General features: G+C 73.8%; 14 protein-coding genes and 1 pseudogene. 10 read left to right on the top strand and 5 right to left on the bottom strand.

All coding sequences use genetic code 11. The features are described 5' to 3' along the window. Positions 1 to 74 precede the first annotated feature (74 nt). Positions 75 to 809 carry a response regulator gene (locus tag AB8A24_RS08160; RefSeq protein ID WP_369475281.1) on the top strand — a complete coding sequence of 245 codons (735 nt, stop codon included), beginning with the start codon at positions 75 to 77 and terminating at the stop codon, positions 807 to 809. Positions 810 to 826: 17 nt separating this feature from the next. Here AB8A24_RS08160 and AB8A24_RS08165 read toward each other — a convergent pair whose 3' ends face one another. Next, complete coding sequence (locus AB8A24_RS08165; protein WP_328964719.1) at positions 827 to 2,170, bottom strand: hypothetical protein; 1,344 nt, start codon at positions 2,168 to 2,170, stop codon at positions 827 to 829. Next, positions 2,167 to 3,090 (bottom strand): LysR family transcriptional regulator, encoded by a 924-nt coding sequence (locus AB8A24_RS08170; protein ID WP_328964720.1) that lies wholly within the window; start codon positions 3,088 to 3,090, stop codon positions 2,167 to 2,169. Before AB8A24_RS08170 ends, AB8A24_RS08165 begins: the two co-directional genes overlap by 4 nt. 71 nt (positions 3,091 to 3,161) lie before the next feature. Between AB8A24_RS08170 and AB8A24_RS08175 the strand changes: the two genes are divergently transcribed. Next, positions 3,162 to 4,097 carry an NAD-dependent epimerase/dehydratase family protein gene (locus tag AB8A24_RS08175; protein ID WP_328964721.1) on the top strand — a complete coding sequence of 312 codons (936 nt, stop codon included), beginning with the start codon at positions 3,162 to 3,164 and terminating at the stop codon, positions 4,095 to 4,097. A gap of 5 nt (positions 4,098 to 4,102) precedes the next feature. Here AB8A24_RS08175 and AB8A24_RS08180 read toward each other — a convergent pair whose 3' ends face one another. Further along, entirely contained in the window at positions 4,103 to 4,861 is a 759-nt protein-coding gene (locus AB8A24_RS08180; RefSeq protein ID WP_328964722.1) for a GntR family transcriptional regulator, read from the bottom strand. 239 nt (positions 4,862 to 5,100) lie between these two features. Here AB8A24_RS08180 and AB8A24_RS08185 point away from each other — a divergent pair, with 239 nt between their 5' ends. From AB8A24_RS08185 to AB8A24_RS08205, 5 genes and pseudogenes are all read left to right on the top strand, one after another. Further along, positions 5,101 to 6,228, top strand: coding sequence for an extracellular solute-binding protein (locus AB8A24_RS08185; protein ID WP_328966088.1), 1,128 nt, complete (start codon positions 5,101 to 5,103; stop codon positions 6,226 to 6,228). A 28-nt stretch (positions 6,229 to 6,256) separates the two neighbouring features. Then, positions 6,257 to 7,081 (top strand): annotated as a pseudogene (locus AB8A24_RS08190) (ABC transporter permease); the annotation flags it as partial. Further along, a complete protein-coding gene (locus AB8A24_RS08195) occupies positions 7,078 to 8,001 on the top strand; it encodes an ABC transporter permease (protein ID WP_369475282.1) in 924 nt (307 codons plus the stop codon). The pseudogene AB8A24_RS08190 and the gene AB8A24_RS08195, both read left to right, overlap by 4 nt. Before the next feature lie 4 nt (positions 8,002 to 8,005). After that, on the top strand, positions 8,006 to 9,109 hold the full coding sequence (locus AB8A24_RS08200) for an ABC transporter ATP-binding protein (RefSeq protein WP_328964724.1): 1,104 nt from the start codon (positions 8,006 to 8,008) through the stop codon (positions 9,107 to 9,109). After that, positions 9,106 to 9,765, top strand: a complete 660-nt coding sequence (locus tag AB8A24_RS08205; RefSeq protein WP_328964725.1) for an HAD family phosphatase — start codon at positions 9,106 to 9,108, stop codon at positions 9,763 to 9,765. Before AB8A24_RS08200 ends, AB8A24_RS08205 begins: the two co-directional genes overlap by 4 nt. Positions 9,766 to 9,773: 8 nt before the next feature. Here AB8A24_RS08205 and AB8A24_RS08210 read toward each other — a convergent pair whose 3' ends face one another. Further along, the gene (locus AB8A24_RS08210) at positions 9,774 to 10,283 is read right to left on the bottom strand and encodes a hypothetical protein (protein WP_030722803.1); all 510 of its coding nucleotides are present in this window, start codon (positions 10,281 to 10,283) and stop codon (positions 9,774 to 9,776) included. Positions 10,284 to 10,369: 86 nt separating this feature from the next. Here AB8A24_RS08210 and AB8A24_RS08215 point away from each other — a divergent pair, with 86 nt between their 5' ends. From AB8A24_RS08215 to AB8A24_RS08225, 3 genes are all read left to right on the top strand, one after another. Further along, positions 10,370 to 11,458: a DUF2330 domain-containing protein gene (locus AB8A24_RS08215; RefSeq protein WP_328964726.1), complete on the top strand. Its 1,089-nt coding sequence runs from the start codon at positions 10,370 to 10,372 to the stop codon at positions 11,456 to 11,458. Positions 11,459 to 11,553: 95 nt separating this feature from the next. Beyond that, positions 11,554 to 12,141 carry a hypothetical protein gene (locus AB8A24_RS08220; protein ID WP_328964727.1) on the top strand — a complete coding sequence of 196 codons (588 nt, stop codon included), beginning with the start codon at positions 11,554 to 11,556 and terminating at the stop codon, positions 12,139 to 12,141. Between the two features lie 124 nt (positions 12,142 to 12,265). Further along, the gene (locus tag AB8A24_RS08225) at positions 12,266 to 13,705 is read left to right on the top strand and encodes an amidase (protein ID WP_369475242.1); all 1,440 of its coding nucleotides are present in this window, start codon (positions 12,266 to 12,268) and stop codon (positions 13,703 to 13,705) included. A gap of 178 nt (positions 13,706 to 13,883) precedes the next feature. Here AB8A24_RS08225 and AB8A24_RS08230 read toward each other — a convergent pair. Then, on the bottom strand, positions 13,884 to 15,363 hold a 1,480-nt coding region (locus AB8A24_RS08230; protein WP_369475243.1), incomplete at its 5' end, for a carboxylesterase/lipase family protein.

Below are 15,363 nucleotides of genomic sequence, written 5' to 3' on the forward strand. Positions count from 1 at the left end.
CGCCTCGGCGGCGGCTAGCGGGTGCGCGCCCGGCTTCCGCTGGAGCGGCCGTGACCACGCCCGACGCACCCGGCATGCGGGACGAGACGGCGGTGCCCGCGCCCCGAGTGGTGATCGCCGACGACCAGGACCTGGTCCGGACCGGCTTCCGGCTGATCCTGACGGCCCGCGGGATCGACGTGGTCGGCGTGGCCGCCGACGGGGTGGAGGCGGTCGCGGCGGTGCGCCGACTACGCCCCGACGTCGTCCTGTTGGACATCCGGATGCCGAACATGGACGGCCTGGAGGCCGCCCGGCGCATCCTCGCCGAAGCCCCGTACTGCCGGGTGATCATGCTGACCACCTTCGACCTCGACCAGTACGTGTACGAGGCCCTCGCCGCCGGAGCCAGCGGCTTCCTGCTCAAGGACGTCACCCCCGCACACCTCGCCGCCGCCGTCCGTCTGGTCGGCACCGGCGACGCGCTGCTCGCCCCGTCGATCACCCGCCGCCTGGTGGAGCGTTGTGGTCCCGGCGCGGCCGTCGCGGACCCGGCCGCGGCGGGCGCCGTCCACCAGGAGCTGACCGCGCTGACCCCGCGCGAACGCGAGGTGCTGACCCTGATGGGGCACGGGCTCTCCAACGCGGAGCTGGCACGCGCGTTCACGCTGAGCGAGGCCACGGTGAAGACCCATGTGGCCCGCATCTTCGCGAAGTTGTCGCTGCGCGACCGGGCTCAGGCCGTCGTGCTCGCCTACGAGACGGGCCTGGTGGCCCCCGGCTCGGTCACCGCTCCGCGTCCGGGGCCCCCTCCGGCGCCGGCGGGGTGAACGCGGCCGACGGACCGTCAGGGCACCAGTTCCACCATCACGGCGCGCGGCAGCGAGGGGTTGCCCGCCGCCTCCTCCGCCACCCGTCGGTCTTCGTCGGCGAGCAGCCCGACGATGGCCTCGGGCGGCAGCGCCGGGTGGGCGGCCGCCAGCGGCCGGGACGTACGGTCCGCCAGGCAGGCGAGCAAGGCCGGGCCGGTCGCGTGGGGGTGCTTGGCGACCTCCTTGAGCACCCTGCGCACACCCGGCCGATGCTGCGTCAGGTGCTCCAGCAGCGGACCGGACGCGTCCGGATTGGCGGCCACCGCGGCGAGGACCTGCACCCCGTGCCGCGCGACCATGGCGCGCAGCAGCTCCTCGGACAGGCCGGGGTGCGGTGCGACGGCCCTGGCCACGGCCGCAGCCGGATCGACCGCCAGCGCGTCGCGCAGATACGGGGGCAGGTCGCGCCGCTGCGCCACGAGCATCCGTACGGCCGCGTGGCGGGACCCGGCCAGCTCGGTGAGTTCGGCGGGCGTGGCGGCGGCGATCCGCGGCAGCGGATTCCAGGCGGCCCGGTCGCCGACGACCAGCTCGGTCAGCAGGTCGAGCGGCACGTGCGGATGCTCCGCGACGGCGCGCCGTACCTGGATCTCCGGATCGGCGGCCAGGACGCGGATCAGCTCCTGGCCGATCCCGGGGTTGCTCGCGTACGTGGCACGGAGCCCGGGATGCGACTCGGCGACGAGCCGGGCGTAGAGCGCCTGCGGCAGATCGGGTCGCTCGGACAGTGCCCATTTCAGAGGGACTTCGGGGTCCTCGGACAGGGCGAGCACGGCTTCGAGCGGCGTGGACGGGTTGGCCGATGCCGAGAGGCGGACCTGGGGATCCGGGTGGAGGGCGAGGCGGGCGGTCACGGGTGAGTCCGTCCAGAGGGCCAGTTCCCGCACGACCTCCACGTCCGGGTCGGCGGCGAGCAGGTCCACCGCGTCGGGCGGCAGGCCGGGGCAGGAGGCCAGTTTCCAGCGGATCTGGGAGTCGGGGTGCGCCGCGAGGAGGCGGGGCCACTCGGGGTGCCCGCGGCCCTCGTCGATCAGGGCGACGGCCGCGTACGGGGTGGACAGGGGATCCACGTCGGCGGCGGTGAGCGTCCCGCAGTAGGCGAGGGACACGGCGGTGCCCTCCTCGTACGCGGCGAGCGCCCGCACCTGGTCGCGGCGCAGATCGGTGCGGCCGGCCAGATCGTGGAGCAGTTCGTCGGCGTAGTCCCGCTCGGGCTCGGGCTCGGTGCCCGCCTCCTTCAGCGCGAGCGTCAGCAGCCGGTCGACGAGCTCGGGCGGCAGCGCCGGATTGGCGGCCAGTCCGCACAGAAGATGATTCAAGGGCGCCCTCCGGTCGGTGTGTGGGTCGAGGCGGCGGCAGCGGTCAGGGCTGCGGCCAACGCCTGGGTAGGGGGGTGCGGGCGCCGCCGCCGGGGGAGGACGAGCCCGATGTGCCGGGCGGGACGCGGGGGTTCGACGCGGACCGCGGTCAACTCCCCTGTCGTGGTGAGCGAGACGTGCGGGACGAGGGAGACCCCGACCCCGGCCGCGACCAGGGTCTGCGCGAAGAAGTAGTCGGTGGTGGAGGCCGCCACCCGGAGGTCGAAGCCGGCGAGCTCCGCGTACCGGCGCAGGAAGGCCTCCGTCCTGAGGCAGCCCAGCACCCAGCGGTCGGCGCCCAGTTCGGCCAGGCCCACCGACGGACGGTCCGCGAGGCGGTGGCCGGGCGGCAGCACCAGCCACAGCGGATCCTCCATCAGCGGAACCCAGTCGAGCCCCGGGCGTTCACCCGGACGCACGGGCGGCGGCCCGTCGAAGTGGTAGGCCAGCGCGAGATCGGCCGCGCCGGCGCGCACCATCGCCGCCGCCTCCTCGGGCTCGCTTTCCAGCACGGTCAGCTCCACCTCGGGATGCGCGTCCACGAACCGGGCCAGCGCCGCGGGCAGCAGGTGCCGGCCCCCGCTGGTGAAGGTGGCGACGGTGAGGCGCGGCCGCTCCGCCGTGAGCCGGTCGATCGCGTGGCGGACCTGGTCCAGCTCGGCGGAGATCGACTCGGCGGCCTCCACCAGCAGCCGGCCGGGCTCGGTGAGGGTGACCCCGCGCGTGCTGCGCACCGCCACCGGGTGGCCGACCGCGCGCTCCAGCGCCGCGATGTGCTGCGAGACGGCCGACGGGGTCAACATCAGGGCGCCGGCGGCCCGGTTGAAGCTGCCGTGCTCGGCCACCGCCCGAAGGACACGCAGCCGGTGCACATCGATCATCAGTTTTCCTTACGATGCGTTCAGCGGCTGGTCGGTTCCGCGGGGGACGATACAGCGGCACAGTCGAACGCATGAAGCGAATTCTTGTCGTCGGCGGCAGCCGGTACTTCGGAAAGACCCTGGTCACCCGGGCGCGCGAGGCGGGGGACGAGGTGACCGTCCTCAACCGGGGCTCCGGCGCACCACCTCGCGGCGTGGAGCGCCTGGTCGCCGACCGCGACGACGAGGAAGCGCTGCGGGCGGCGCTGGGCTCGCGCGACTTCGACGTGGTCGTGGACCAGGTCTGCTACACGCCGCTCCAGGCCGCCGTCGCCCGGCGGGTGTTCGCCGGGCGGACCGGGCGCTACGTCATGACCTCGACGATGGAGGTCTACGACCCGGCCACGCTCCCCGCCGGCCCCGTCGCCCCCGGCACCGCCTCCGTGCCCGTCACCGAGGCTTCGCTCGACCCCGCGCGGCTGCCGCTCGCGGGGGCGGCAGGCCGCGCGCCCGGGCCCTGGCCCGCCTACGTCTACGCCGAGGGGAAGCGGCAGGCCGAGGCCGTCTTCCAGCGGGACCCGGCCTTCCCGTACGTCAGCGTGCGCGCCGCGCACGTGCTCGGCGGCGGCACGGCGGAGTTCACCGGGCGGCTCGCGCACTACGTGGAGCGGATCGCCGCCGGGACCCCCGTCGATGTCCACGAAACCCCCTACGCCACCTCGTTCATCCACCACCGGGAGATGGCCGAATTCCTGTACTGGACGACGGACCAGACCTTCACCGGGCCCGTCAACGCGGCCTCGCACGGCGCGTCCGACGTGATCGCGCTCTGCGAGGCGGTCGCGGCGCAGGTCGGACGCGACCCGCGGTACCGGGTGGTGGGGGAGGGCGCCGCGGCCTCTCCGTTCTCCTTCGACCGTGCCTACGCCATGGACAACGGCCGGGCCTCGGCCCTGGGCTTCGGCTTCGGCCGGGTGGCCGACTGGCTGCCCGGGGCGATCGCCGAGACCCCGCGCGCGGCCGGCTGACGCGGTCACTGCTCTCCGACGCGCCGCTCCAAGGGAGTTGCTACCGACGAGTTGCTCACACTGAAGGTCACGCTGCCGGCCCGGTAGCGGTCGTCGGACCACTCGATCGGGCGGCCGGTGGCGGTCGCGGACACGTGTCGCTGGCGCAGCAGCGGGCTGCCGCGCCGGATCTGGAGCAGCCGGGCGTCCTCGCTGCCGGCCGGAAGCGCGTCGATGAGGTGCTCGCCGTAGTGGGCGGTGACCCCCGAGTCCTCGGCCAGGCTGTCCATGACGGAGCGGCTGTCCACGGGCAGTGCTTCGACGGCCGCCGCGACCCAGTCGGCGTAGGCGGTCCGCTCCACCATGGTGGGCTCCCCGTCGAGCAGCCGCAGTCGCAGTACGGCCAGGATCTCCGTACCCGGGGGCAGCGCGAGCCGGTCCGCCTCCTCGGCCGTGGCGGGCCTGCGGGTGCGGGACAGGAAGCGGCTGGCGGCCCGGTGCCCGAGACCCTCGGCCCATTGGGCGAAGCTGTTCAGCTCGCCGAAGCTGTGCCGGCGCTCGCGGCGCAGGACGATGCGCCGCGCGCCCTGGCGGGAGCCGATCAGCCCCTCCGCGGCGAGGGTGGCGACCGCCTGGCGGACCGTCCCGCGCGATGCGGACCAGCGCGCGGCCAGGTCGCTCTCCGAGGGCAGGTGCGCCCCCACCGGGAGCTCGCCCGAGAGGATCGCCCGCCGCAGTGCCTCGGCGATCTCCAGGTACCTGGCCGTGCCCGCGTTCGTACTCATGCCCTTCGCCCCCTGCTCGCCGTACACCGGTCTCCCATGATCATTCCAACAGGTTCTGTCACGGCTTCTTCCGGTCATTCTTCGCTCTTCTTCGAGCCGTGCTCCCGGGGACAGGCGCCGTTCACCGTCCGTACAGCGGACCCGGGCGAACTGGAGCCAACTTGTTCAGACAAGTGAACCCACCCTCGTCTCCGGGAGAGACCGTGCTCAGTTCCTCCGCCCGTCGCGGTGCGGCCGTTCTGCTCAGCGCCGCCGTACTCACCACGCTCAGCGCGTGTGGTGCCGCCCCCGACCCGAAGTCCGGCGGCGCCGACGGCGCCAAGAACGGCGTGCAGCCGGGCGCCGCGACCTCGGTCGCCGACTTCGGCTCCTTGGAGGCCCTCGCCGCCGCCGCGCAGAAGGAGGGCGAGCTCAACGTGATCGCGCTGCCGCCGGACTGGGCGAACTACGGCGAGATCATCAAGGCCTTCGAGGCCAAGTACAAGATCAAGGTGAACAGCGAGAACCCGGACGCCTCCAGCTCCGACGAGATCGCCGCCGTCAAGTCCCGCAAGGGCCAGGAGCGCGCCCCCGACGTCCTCGACCTCGGGATCGCCTTCGCCCGCAGCGGCGCGGCCGAGAACCTCTTCGCCCCCTACAAGGTCACCGCCTGGGACAAGATCCCCGCCGGCCAGAAGGACGCCGACGGCCGCTGGACCAACGACTACGGCGGCTACGTCTCCATCGGCTGCGACGCCGCCCGGATCCCCACCTGCCCGCAGACCTTCGCCGATCTCCTCAAGCCCGAGTACAAGGGCAAGGTCGCCCTCAACGGCAACCCCACCAAGTCCGGCTCGGCCTTCGGCGGCGTCTACGCGGCCGCCCTCGCCAACAAGGGCTCCTTCGCCGACATCCAGCCCGGCATCGACTTCTTCGGCCAGCTGAAGAAGAGCGGGAACTTCATCCCGGTCGAGTCCACGCCGGCCACCGTCGAGAAGGGTGAGACGCCCATCTCCATCGACTGGGACTACCTGAACGCCGGCTACGCCGACCAGTTCAAGGGCAAGGGCGTCGACTGGAAGGTCGCCGTCCCCACCGACGGCGTCTACGCCCAGTACTACTCGCAGGCCATCAACAAGGACGCCCCGAACCCGGCGGCCGCCCGTCTGTGGCTGGAGTTCCTCTACAGCGCCGAGGGACAGAACCTCTGGCTGAAGGGATACGCCCGCCCGGTCCTGCTCCCCGGCATGACCCAGGACGGCACCGCCGACAAGGCCGCCGTCGCCAAGCTCCCGCAGGTCCAGGGCACCCCGACCTTCCCCGCCTCCGAGGAGCTCGACAAGGCCAAGGCCACCCTCGCCGAGAAGTGGGACAAGGCCCTCTCCTGATGTCCTCCACCACCGACCCCCGCGCACCTGGCTCGCGACCCTCCCGCTGCTCACGTTCACCGGGCTCTGCTTCGGCGTCCCGCTCGGCGCCATGGCCTACGGCGCGGTCACCCGCACCGACCCGGCGAGCGGCGCCACCCAGCTGACCGGTGAGCACCTGGCCCGCTCCCTCCAGGGGCCCTACCTCGGCTCCCTCATCGGCAGCGTCCAGCTCTCCGCCCTCACCGCACTCGTGGGCGGTGTCCTGGGCGTGGTGATCGCCCAGGCCGTGGTCACCTCCCGCTCGGCGGGCCTGCGCGGCGCCGCGCTGACCGCCTCCGGGGTGCTCGCCAACTTCGGCGGTGTACCCCTCGCGTTCGCCTTCATCGCCACCGTCGGGATCTCCGGCGTCGTCACCCAGCTCGCCGACCTCACCGACCTCGGCTGGAACCTGTACTCCTTCACCGGGCTCACCGTGGTCTACCTGTACTTCCTGATCCCCCTCATGGTGCTGGTGATCGCCCCGGCGCTGGACGGACTGCGCCCGCAGTGGCGCGAGGCCGCCCAGAGCAGCGGGGCCACCGGATGGCAGTTCTGGCGCCATGTCGGGCTGCCCGTGCTCGCGCCCTCCCTGCTCGGCGGGTTCGTGCTGCTCTTCGGGACGGCCTTCGCCGCCCACGCCACGGCCGCGGCCCTCGTCGGAGGTTCCGTCCCCCTGGTCACGCTCAAGATCGCGGACGCGTTGTCCGGGAACGTGCTCACCGGCCAGGAGAACGTGGCGCTTGCCCTCGGCCTCGACATGATCCTGATCGCCGGCCTGGTCATGGCCGTCTACCTGCCCCTCCAGCGACGGAGCGCCCGATGGCTGCGATGACCCCGACCACCCGGTACCCGGACCGCACCGAGGACACCGGGGAACCGGACACCGGGGCCCCGGCGCGGACCCCGGCCCGCCGGCCACGCCCCAGGATCTGGCGCGGAGCCGTCCTCACCCTCGCCGGCGCCTACTTCCTGATCCCGCTCGTCGCCTCCTTCGTCTTCACCGTGCACGTGCCCGGCCAGGGCGTCACCTTCGAGGCGTACACCGAGCTGCTCTCCGCCGACGGCTTCACCGAGAGCCTGCTGCTCTCCCTCGGCCTCGCCGCCGCGACCATCGCCCTGTCGCTGCTGCTCGCCGTGCCCGCGCTGGTGGCCGTACGCATCGGCTCCCCGCGGCTGCGTCCGGTCGTCGAGCTGATGTGCATGCTGCCGCTGGTGGTGCCGCCGATCGCGCTGGTCACCGGCATCACCACCGTGCTGCGCTGGGGGCCGGAACACCTGTCGCGGACCCCGCTCTACCAGACCTTCATCGCCGTCCAGAACGAGAAGTTCCCCGTCGTCCTGGTCCTCGCCTACACGGTCCTCGCGCTCCCCTTCGTCCACCGCTCCCTCGACGCGGGCCTGCGCGCCGTCGACGTACCGACCCTCGTCGAGGCCGCCCGTAGCTGCGGGGCGAGCTGGCCGTACGTCGTCCTGCGCGTGCTGCTGCCGAATCTGCGGGCCTCGCTCGCCGGCGCCGCCTTCCTGACCCTGGCCCTGGTGCTCGGCGAGTTCACCATCGCCTCCCTCCTCGGGTTCCAGCCCTTCGCGGTGTGGATCGTCTCGATCTCCGGAGCGCAGGCCCGGATGTCGGTGGCCGTCTCCATCCTCAGCCTCCTGATCACCTGGCTGCTGCTGATCGCCCTCTCCCGGGCCGGGACCACCCCCTCCACGGCCGCGGCCGCACCCGCCACCACCTCCCGCAAGGAGTCCTGAGCCCATGTCCACCACGCCCACCACCCTGCCCGCGGCCAGGAAGCCGGCCGATCCCGACCGGCCCGCGGGCGCGCGCGTCGAATTCCGGGGCCTGCGCCGGGCGTTCGGGTCCACCGTCGCCCTCGACGGGCTCGACCTCACCGTCGAACCCGGGGAACTGCTCGCCCTGCTCGGCCCGTCCGGCTGCGGGAAGACCACCGCCCTGCGGGTCGTCGCCGGCTTCGAACAGCCCGACTCCGGCGAGGTCCTCGTCGACGGACAGGACATCACCCGGGTCCCGGCCAACCGCCGCGACGCCGGCATGGTCTTCCAGTCGTACAGTCTCTTCCCGAACCTGAGCGCCCGCGACAACGTGGCCTTCGGCCTGCGGGTGCGCAAGGTCGCCGCGGCCGAGCGCCGCGAGCGCGCCGCCGAACTCCTCGACCTGGTGGGCCTGCCCGACCACGGCGACCGCTACCCGCACCAGATGTCCGGCGGCCAGCAGCAGCGCGTCGCCCTCGCCCGCGCCCTCGCCCTGCGCCCGCGCGTACTCCTCCTCGACGAGCCGCTCTCCGCGCTCGACGCCAAGGTACGGGCGAACCTGCGCGAGGAGATCCGGCGCCTGCAGCTCTCCCTCGGCATCACCACCGTCTTCGTCACGCACGACCAGGAGGAGGCGCTGTCGATGGCCGACCGGGTCGCCGTCCTGAACGCCGGGAAGCTGGAGCAGTGCGCCGCCCCGGCCGAGCTGTACGACCGCCCGGCCACCCCCTTCGTCGCCGAGTTCGTCGGCACCATGAACCGGCTGCCCGGCCGGCTCACCGACGCCGGACTGGTGGAGGTGGCGGGCGCGCGCCTGCCCGTCGACGGCCCGGTGCCCACGACGCCGCAGGTGCGGGTCCTCGTACGTCCCGAGAACGTCACCGTCACCGCCGACGCCGAGGGCACGGCCACCGTGGTCTCCGCCTCCTTCTTCGGCTCCGTGACCCGGCTCCACCTGGAACTGCAGGGCGGGGTGAGCGTCAAGGCCGACCTGCCCTCGCGGGACGCCGGTGCCCTGGTGCCGGGAGCGCGCGCCGCCGTGGGACTGGCCGAGCGGCCCGTGCTCGTCGTGGCCGGGTCCGCGTGAGCGCCCTCGCCGCGGTCCTGTTCGACATGGACGGCACCCTCGTCGACACCGAGGTGCTGTGGTGGCGCACCACCGAGGAGATAGCGGGCGGCCTCGGCCACCGGCTCACCGAGGCGGACGCGCCGGAGGTCGTCGGCCGGGCGGTGCAGGACACCGCCGCCCACCTCGTACGGGTCTCGGGTGGGGGAGACCCGTACGAGGTGGCGGCGGCGCTCACCGAGAGCTTCTTCCGCGGGGTGGAGGCCGGGGCGCCGATGCGGCCCGGCGCCCAGCGGCTGCTGACCGCACTGGAGGCGGAGGGCGTGCCCTTCGCCCTGGTCAGCGCGTCACCGCGGGTCGTCGTCGACTCGGTGGTCGGGGGCTCCCTGGCCCATGTCCCCTTCGCCTTCACCCTGTCCGCCGACGACACCGCCCGCACCAAGCCGCACCCGGACCCCTACCGGGCGGCCGCCGGGCGCCTCGGCCTCGCCCCGCGAGCCTGCGTCGCGGTCGAGGACTCGCCGGACGGCGCCGCCTCCGCGGAGGCCGCCGGCTGCGCGGTCCTGGTGGTCCCGTCCCTGCTGGTGGTCGCCACGTCACCGCCGCGGACCTTCGCCGAGTCCCTGGAGGACGTCACCGTGGCCCGGCTGCGGAGCTGCCTGACGGCCGCCGGCTGACCGCGGACTCAGGCCGGCAGGCCGAGGATGTCCAAGATGCCCTCCGCGTAGGCGGCGGTCCCGGACCCCGGGGCGGTGGCGACCTCACGGCGGAAACCGTCCACACCCGTACGGATGAAGGCGGCACACTGCCCGTGCAGTCCCGCCTCGTGGGTACCGCCGTCGTCCACCGTGCACAGCAGGGCGAGCAGGGTCCACAACAACGCCTCGCGGGTCGCCTGCCGGGGCGGGTGCGCGGCCCACACGGCCATCAGGACACCGCACACCGCCGGGGCGGGCGGCTTCAGGTGCTCCGCGAAGAAGACATGCCCCTCCAGCGCGTGGAACGCGGACGGATGCCCCTCGGCGGCATCCCGTACGGCGTCCACCAGATGGCCCGCCGAGCGGCCGCAGCCGCACTCGATGGACTCCCAGTCGTGCCGTGCGATCTCCAACACCACGGCATCCGGAACCAGCGGGCTGCGCAGCACCGCGGACCGGCGCAGCAGAGCCTGCTGCCGCTTCTCGCTCCCCGTCATGGGGCACAGTATGAGGCCAGGTCGCAGCGGTCGGCGAGGGGGGTCGGAACCGGATCACAGGGGCCTTCGTCTGAGACCCCGTGTGGATGAAACGAAGAATTGTGGCACTGCTGTTCGCCTTGCTCGCGACCCAGCTGGGCGCACTGGTCAACCCCGCCTACGCGTGCGGGTGCGGGGCCATGATCCCCGACGGGCAGTCCCGGATCGGAGTCGACCGGGAGACCTCCGTCGTGCGCTGGGACGGCCGTACGGAGCAGATCGTCATGCGGTTCTCCGTCGGTGGGGACGCCCATCGGGCCGCCTGGATCATGCCGGTACCGAGCCGGGCCACGGTGGAGCTGGGTGACGGCGCGATGTTCGACGAACTGGGCCGGCTCACCCTGCCCGAGCACAAGACCCGCAGCTACTTCTGGCCGCGCGAGCGCGACTGGCCCTTCTCCTCGAACACGGGGGACAGCGCCGGAGCCCCGATGCCCGGCGCCGCGGCCCCGCCGGTCGGCGTCGTCGGCCGTGAACAGCTCGGCGACTTCGACGTCGCCCGGCTCACCGCCACCGACCCGGACGCCCTGAGGAACTGGCTGGAGAGCAACGGCTTCAAGCTCCCCGACCGCCTCGCCACCGAGGTCAAGCCGTACGTGGACCAGAACTGGGAGTACGTGGCCGTCCGGCTCGCCCCCCGGGAACAGGGCAAGCCGCTGCGCGGCGACCTGGACCCGCTACGGATCCGCTTCGACAGCGAACGGCTCGTCTACCCGATGCGGCTCTCCCGGATGGCGAAGACCCCGCAGTCCCTCGGCCTGTACGTCCTCGCCGACCACCGCATGGAGCCCGCCTCCCCGATCGGCGGGTCCGCACCCGAGGTGACCTTCGCGGGGACCATCCACCCCGAGCGCGGCCCGCTCGCCGAACTCGCGGGCGCCGAGCCCGTCTTCCTCACCGCCATCGACCAGCGCTTCCCGGTACCGGGGCGGATCGACGCCGACCACGAACTGCGCGCCACCGCCGAGGACACCCCTTACCGCCGGGCGATCTACCACGACAAGCTGCTCACGGTGGGCGGGGTCCCGGTCTGGCTGCTGACGCTGGGGGTCCTCGCGGTGGCAGCGACCGCCACGGCCGTCGTGGTGCTCCGTATCCGCGACCGCAGGCCGCACCCCGCCGGGGCGGCGGCCTGACCCGCACGGAGTCCCGTCGGACCGGGCGGGTACTCACGCCGAGGTGAGTACCCGCCCCGATGTGCCGTACCACCCCACCCCGTACGGTCCGGACCATGACTTCCGCACAGCCCTCCGCTCCGGCGACGCCGTCGCGTCCGCAGCCCCGCCCCCGTCCTCGCCCCGTGTACGCGGCGCTGGTGCTCGGCGTCGCCGCACTCCTCCTTGCCACCTGCTGGGGCGCGTACCGCCTGTGGAACGGCGCACCGTACCCCGAGGCCGATCCCGCGATCGTCGCCACCCGACTCGGCGCGGAGGCCGAACGCGTCCAGGACGATCTCGCCCTGTCCGCGGGGGCCGAATCACCGCCCGACCGGATGGAGACGGGCGCCTGCTACTACCGGGGACTGCGGTCCGTCGCCCACATCGACCAGGCCCGCGCGGACGTCCGCACCTTCATCCTCGATTGGCGGACCACCGGCGTCCCGAAAGACAACGCCCGGACCGGCCAGGAGCGCGTCCGTGCCCGGCTGTCGCAACAGGGCTGGAAGCTCGTCAGCGAGAACATCTCCGACATGGGCTTCCGGTACGAGGACCGGAGCACCGGCGACCAGGTCGATGTGAACTGGTACGCGCCCACCGGGACGCTCGCCGTCAGCATCCACGCTCCGTGCGGGAAGATCCCCGACGGCTACGACCTGTAGGCGCACGCCCCGAAGCGCCCGATCCGCACACCCGCCACCACTCCTCCCGGGGTTGACGCGCGAGCGCCGGGACACCAGCCTTGCACCGGAGTTACCGACAGGTAAGGGGAAAAGGGTGGTTTCCGTGGCGGAGGACGACGCACGACGGCGCGAACAGGACGAGGACGACGCCGAGTTGATGTTCCAGGGGGTCGCGCGCCAGGCCGAGCTGGGACGCACCGGCAAGACCACCTCACGCGCCCTGGTCGAGGCCGCGCTGCGCCGCATCGGGCGGACCGACCCCGTCCTCGGAGCCTTCCGCGTCGTCCTCGCCGAGCAGGCCCTCGCCGAGGCCGATGCCCGTGACGCCGCGGAGCCGACCGGTCCGCTCCACGGCGTCCCCGTCGCCGTCAAGGACGAGCTGGACGTCGCGGGACAGGTCACCACCTTCGGCGGTTCCGCCAACAGGACCCCCGTCGCCGCCGATTCCGAAGCGGTACGCCGCCTGCGCGCCGCCGGAGCCGTCGTCATCGGCAAGACGACCATGCCCGAGTTCGGACAGTGGCCCTTCACCGAATCCGCCGCCCACGGTCACACCCGCAACCCCTGGGACACCACCCGCACCCCCGGCGGCTCCAGCGGCGGCAGCGCCGTCGCCGTCGCCGCCGGACTGATCGGAGCGGCCCTCGGCGGCGACGGCGGCGGATCCATCCGCATCCCGGCCGCCTGCTGCGGCCTGTTCGGCCTCAAGCCCCAGCGCGGCCGGGTCTCCACCGCCCCCAACGCGCACCTCTGGTACGCGCTGGGCACCGTGGGGCCGCTGACCCGCAGCGTGGGCGATGCCGCCCTGCTCTACGACGTCCTCGCCGGCAGCACCCCCACCGACCGCTGGAGCGCCCGCCCCGCGACCACCAGCTGGGTGCAGGCGCTGGAGACCCCGCCCGGCCGACTGCGCATCGGCTACTCGGTCAAGCCCGCCGTGCCCGGGGTGCGCCCGCATCCGGAACACGTCGGGGCCGTCCTGGAGTCCGTACGGGCGCTGCGCGAACTGGGCCACGACGTACGGGAGGTCGACCCCCGCTACCCCGACGCGACGGCCCCGTTCGCCGCGCAGTTCTGCGGCGGAGTCCGCGCGGAGGCCGACGCCGTCGAGCGTCCCGACCTGCTGGAACGGCGCACCCGGCGGACCCTCGCGCTCGCCCGGCTGGTCCCCGAATCCGCCGTGGAACGCGGGATCCGAGCGGGGGAGCGGCTGGCGGAGCGCGCCGACCGCATGTTCACCACCATGGACCTGCTGCTGACCCCGGTCGTCGCCGAGCGCCCGCGTCCGGTGGGCGCGCTCGACGGTGCCGGGCTGCTGACGGCGCTGGCGCGCTCGCGCCCGATGGTCGCCTACACCGCACTGTGGAACGTCACGGGGCACCCGGCCGCCTCCGTCCCGGCGGGCCTCGGCGAGGACGGTCTCCCGCTCGCCGTGCAACTGGTGGGCCGCCGGGACGACGAGGTGACCCTGCTTCGGGTCGCGGCGCAGCTGGAGGAGGTCCGACCGTGGGCGCGGCGACGCCCTCGGCCGCCGGCCGCCTGACGGACCCCTCGGCCGTCCTCGGCCCCGCCGCCCCCGCCGTCCCCTCCTCAGGCCCCACGACCCGGGGACGGGGCGGCGGAGCAGGGCCGTCCAGCGGAAGGACTCGCCGAACCGCGCCGACTCGACGGGCTCGTCACGTCTCCTTCACGGACCGGCGGATCGGGGGTGTGCGCACGCCTCAGAGCGGCCGGGGCGGCTGCGTCCGCCAGAACGCGCACTGGTGCTCCGCCCCGAACGAGGTCGTCGTCCGCGTCGCCGCCGGGTCGAGGGTGAGCACCGCCCCGGCCCCGGCCCCGGCCCCGGCCCCGGCCCCGGCCCCGACACCGGTCGGCGGCCACGGGGTCTGCCCCGCCACCACCGGGGCACCGAAGCGGGCGAACGCCGCCCAGTAGCGCTTCATCCGGTTCCCGAGCGCGACCTGCGCCGGGGTCAGCGGGCGCTCGCCCATCGTGAAGTCGTGCAGATAGGCCAACTCCGCACTGTGCGCGTTCGACTCGTCCAGACCCGGCACCTGCGCCCCCGCGAGCGTCGGCGACCGCGGGTCGTCGAACTCGTAGACGTACGTCGGCACCTGGGACGCGAACAGCTGCGCCGTCCACGCCGTATGGCACGCGAAGGTCGAGTCCGTCATGACCGCCGACAGCGCCAGATACGGCGAGCCGTACCGCGCGACCGGGTAGCGCGCGAGCACCTCGGGCCCCGCCGACCCGTGACCGGCCAGGATCTGCGCCGTGTACTGCTCGGCGGTCAGGTACGGCTGCGTCAGGGCGACGAAGAACCGGGCCTCGGAGCGGGTGCTCCCGATCAGCACCGGCACCTTGTTCCACGTACCGTTCCCGATGGCCTGCGCGGGAGCGACCGGCAGCAGCCCGTCACCGGATGCCGGACCCCGCGTGGGCAGCGCACGGGCCGCCTCGACCAACGCCGAACCGGAGGCGGCGCGCAGACAGGCCACCACGTCGGCGGACGCGGTGCACCCCGCCGCCGCGGCGAAGGACCGTGCCTGCCCCTCGGCGTCCGCACGGTCCGGCGTCCCCAGCAGGGTGCACGGACCGCTCTGCAGTACGGCTCGGTGGAACAGGCCGGCGGCCGACGGGGCGGCCAGCAGCGCGCAGACGGAACCGCTGCCCGCCGACTGCCCGGAGATCGTGACGCTGCCCGGATTCCCGCCGAACGCACCGATGTTCGCCCGGGTCCAGCGCAGCGCCGCGAGCTGGTCCATCAGCCCGAAGGACCCGGACCGCAGGGCGTTCTCCCGGCCGAGCTCGGGCAACTGGAGATAACCGAGCTGCCCCAGCCGGTAGTTGATGCTGACCACCACGCTCTCGGTGAGGTCGGCCATGGTCCGCCCGCCGAACTGGGTACCCGTTCCCTGGCTGTACGCACCTCCGTGCATCCAGACGATCACCGGGAGCCGGGCTCCGGGGCGGGCGGTCCGGGGCCGGTAGACGTCCAGGTACAGGCAGTCCTCGCCGGCGGCCGCCGGATCGCTCAGACCGAAGGGCGAGAACTGCAGGCACGCGGGGGACTGCCGGGTGGCCTCCCGTACGCCGGTCCACCGGCGCGGGGGCGCCGGGGCCCGTAGCCGTGCGTCCCCGACCGGGGGAGCGGCGTAGGGAACGCCGAGGAACTCCTGCGCGCCGTCGCGGGACTGGCCG

This window comes from Streptomyces sp. BF23-19, assembly GCF_041106355.1.
GTDB lineage: Bacteria > Actinomycetota > Actinomycetes > Streptomycetales > Streptomycetaceae > Streptomyces > Streptomyces virginiae_A.

Excerpts from the sequence above, each read along its gene's own strand:
- AB8A24_RS08160 (WP_369475281.1), top strand. The coding sequence starts at position 75 with ATGCGGGACGAGACGGCGGTGCCCGCGCCCCGAGTGGTGATCGCCGAC.
- AB8A24_RS08195 (WP_369475282.1), top strand. The coding sequence starts at position 7,078 with ATGACCCCGACCACCCGGTACCCGGACCGCACCGAGGACACCGGGGAA.
- AB8A24_RS08200 (WP_328964724.1), top strand. The coding sequence starts at position 8,006 with ATGTCCACCACGCCCACCACCCTGCCCGCGGCCAGGAAGCCGGCCGAT.
- AB8A24_RS08180 (WP_328964722.1), bottom strand. The coding sequence starts at position 4,861 with ATGAGTACGAACGCGGGCACGGCCAGGTACCTGGAGATCGCCGAGGCA.
- AB8A24_RS08210 (WP_030722803.1), bottom strand. The coding sequence starts at position 10,283 with ATGACGGGGAGCGAGAAGCGGCAGCAGGCTCTGCTGCGCCGGTCCGCG.
- AB8A24_RS08170 (WP_328964720.1), bottom strand. The coding sequence starts at position 3,090 with ATGATCGATGTGCACCGGCTGCGTGTCCTTCGGGCGGTGGCCGAGCAC.
- AB8A24_RS08215 (WP_328964726.1), top strand. The coding sequence starts at position 10,370 with ATGAAACGAAGAATTGTGGCACTGCTGTTCGCCTTGCTCGCGACCCAG.
- AB8A24_RS08220 (WP_328964727.1), top strand. The coding sequence starts at position 11,554 with ATGACTTCCGCACAGCCCTCCGCTCCGGCGACGCCGTCGCGTCCGCAG.
- AB8A24_RS08175 (WP_328964721.1), top strand. The coding sequence starts at position 3,162 with ATGAAGCGAATTCTTGTCGTCGGCGGCAGCCGGTACTTCGGAAAGACC.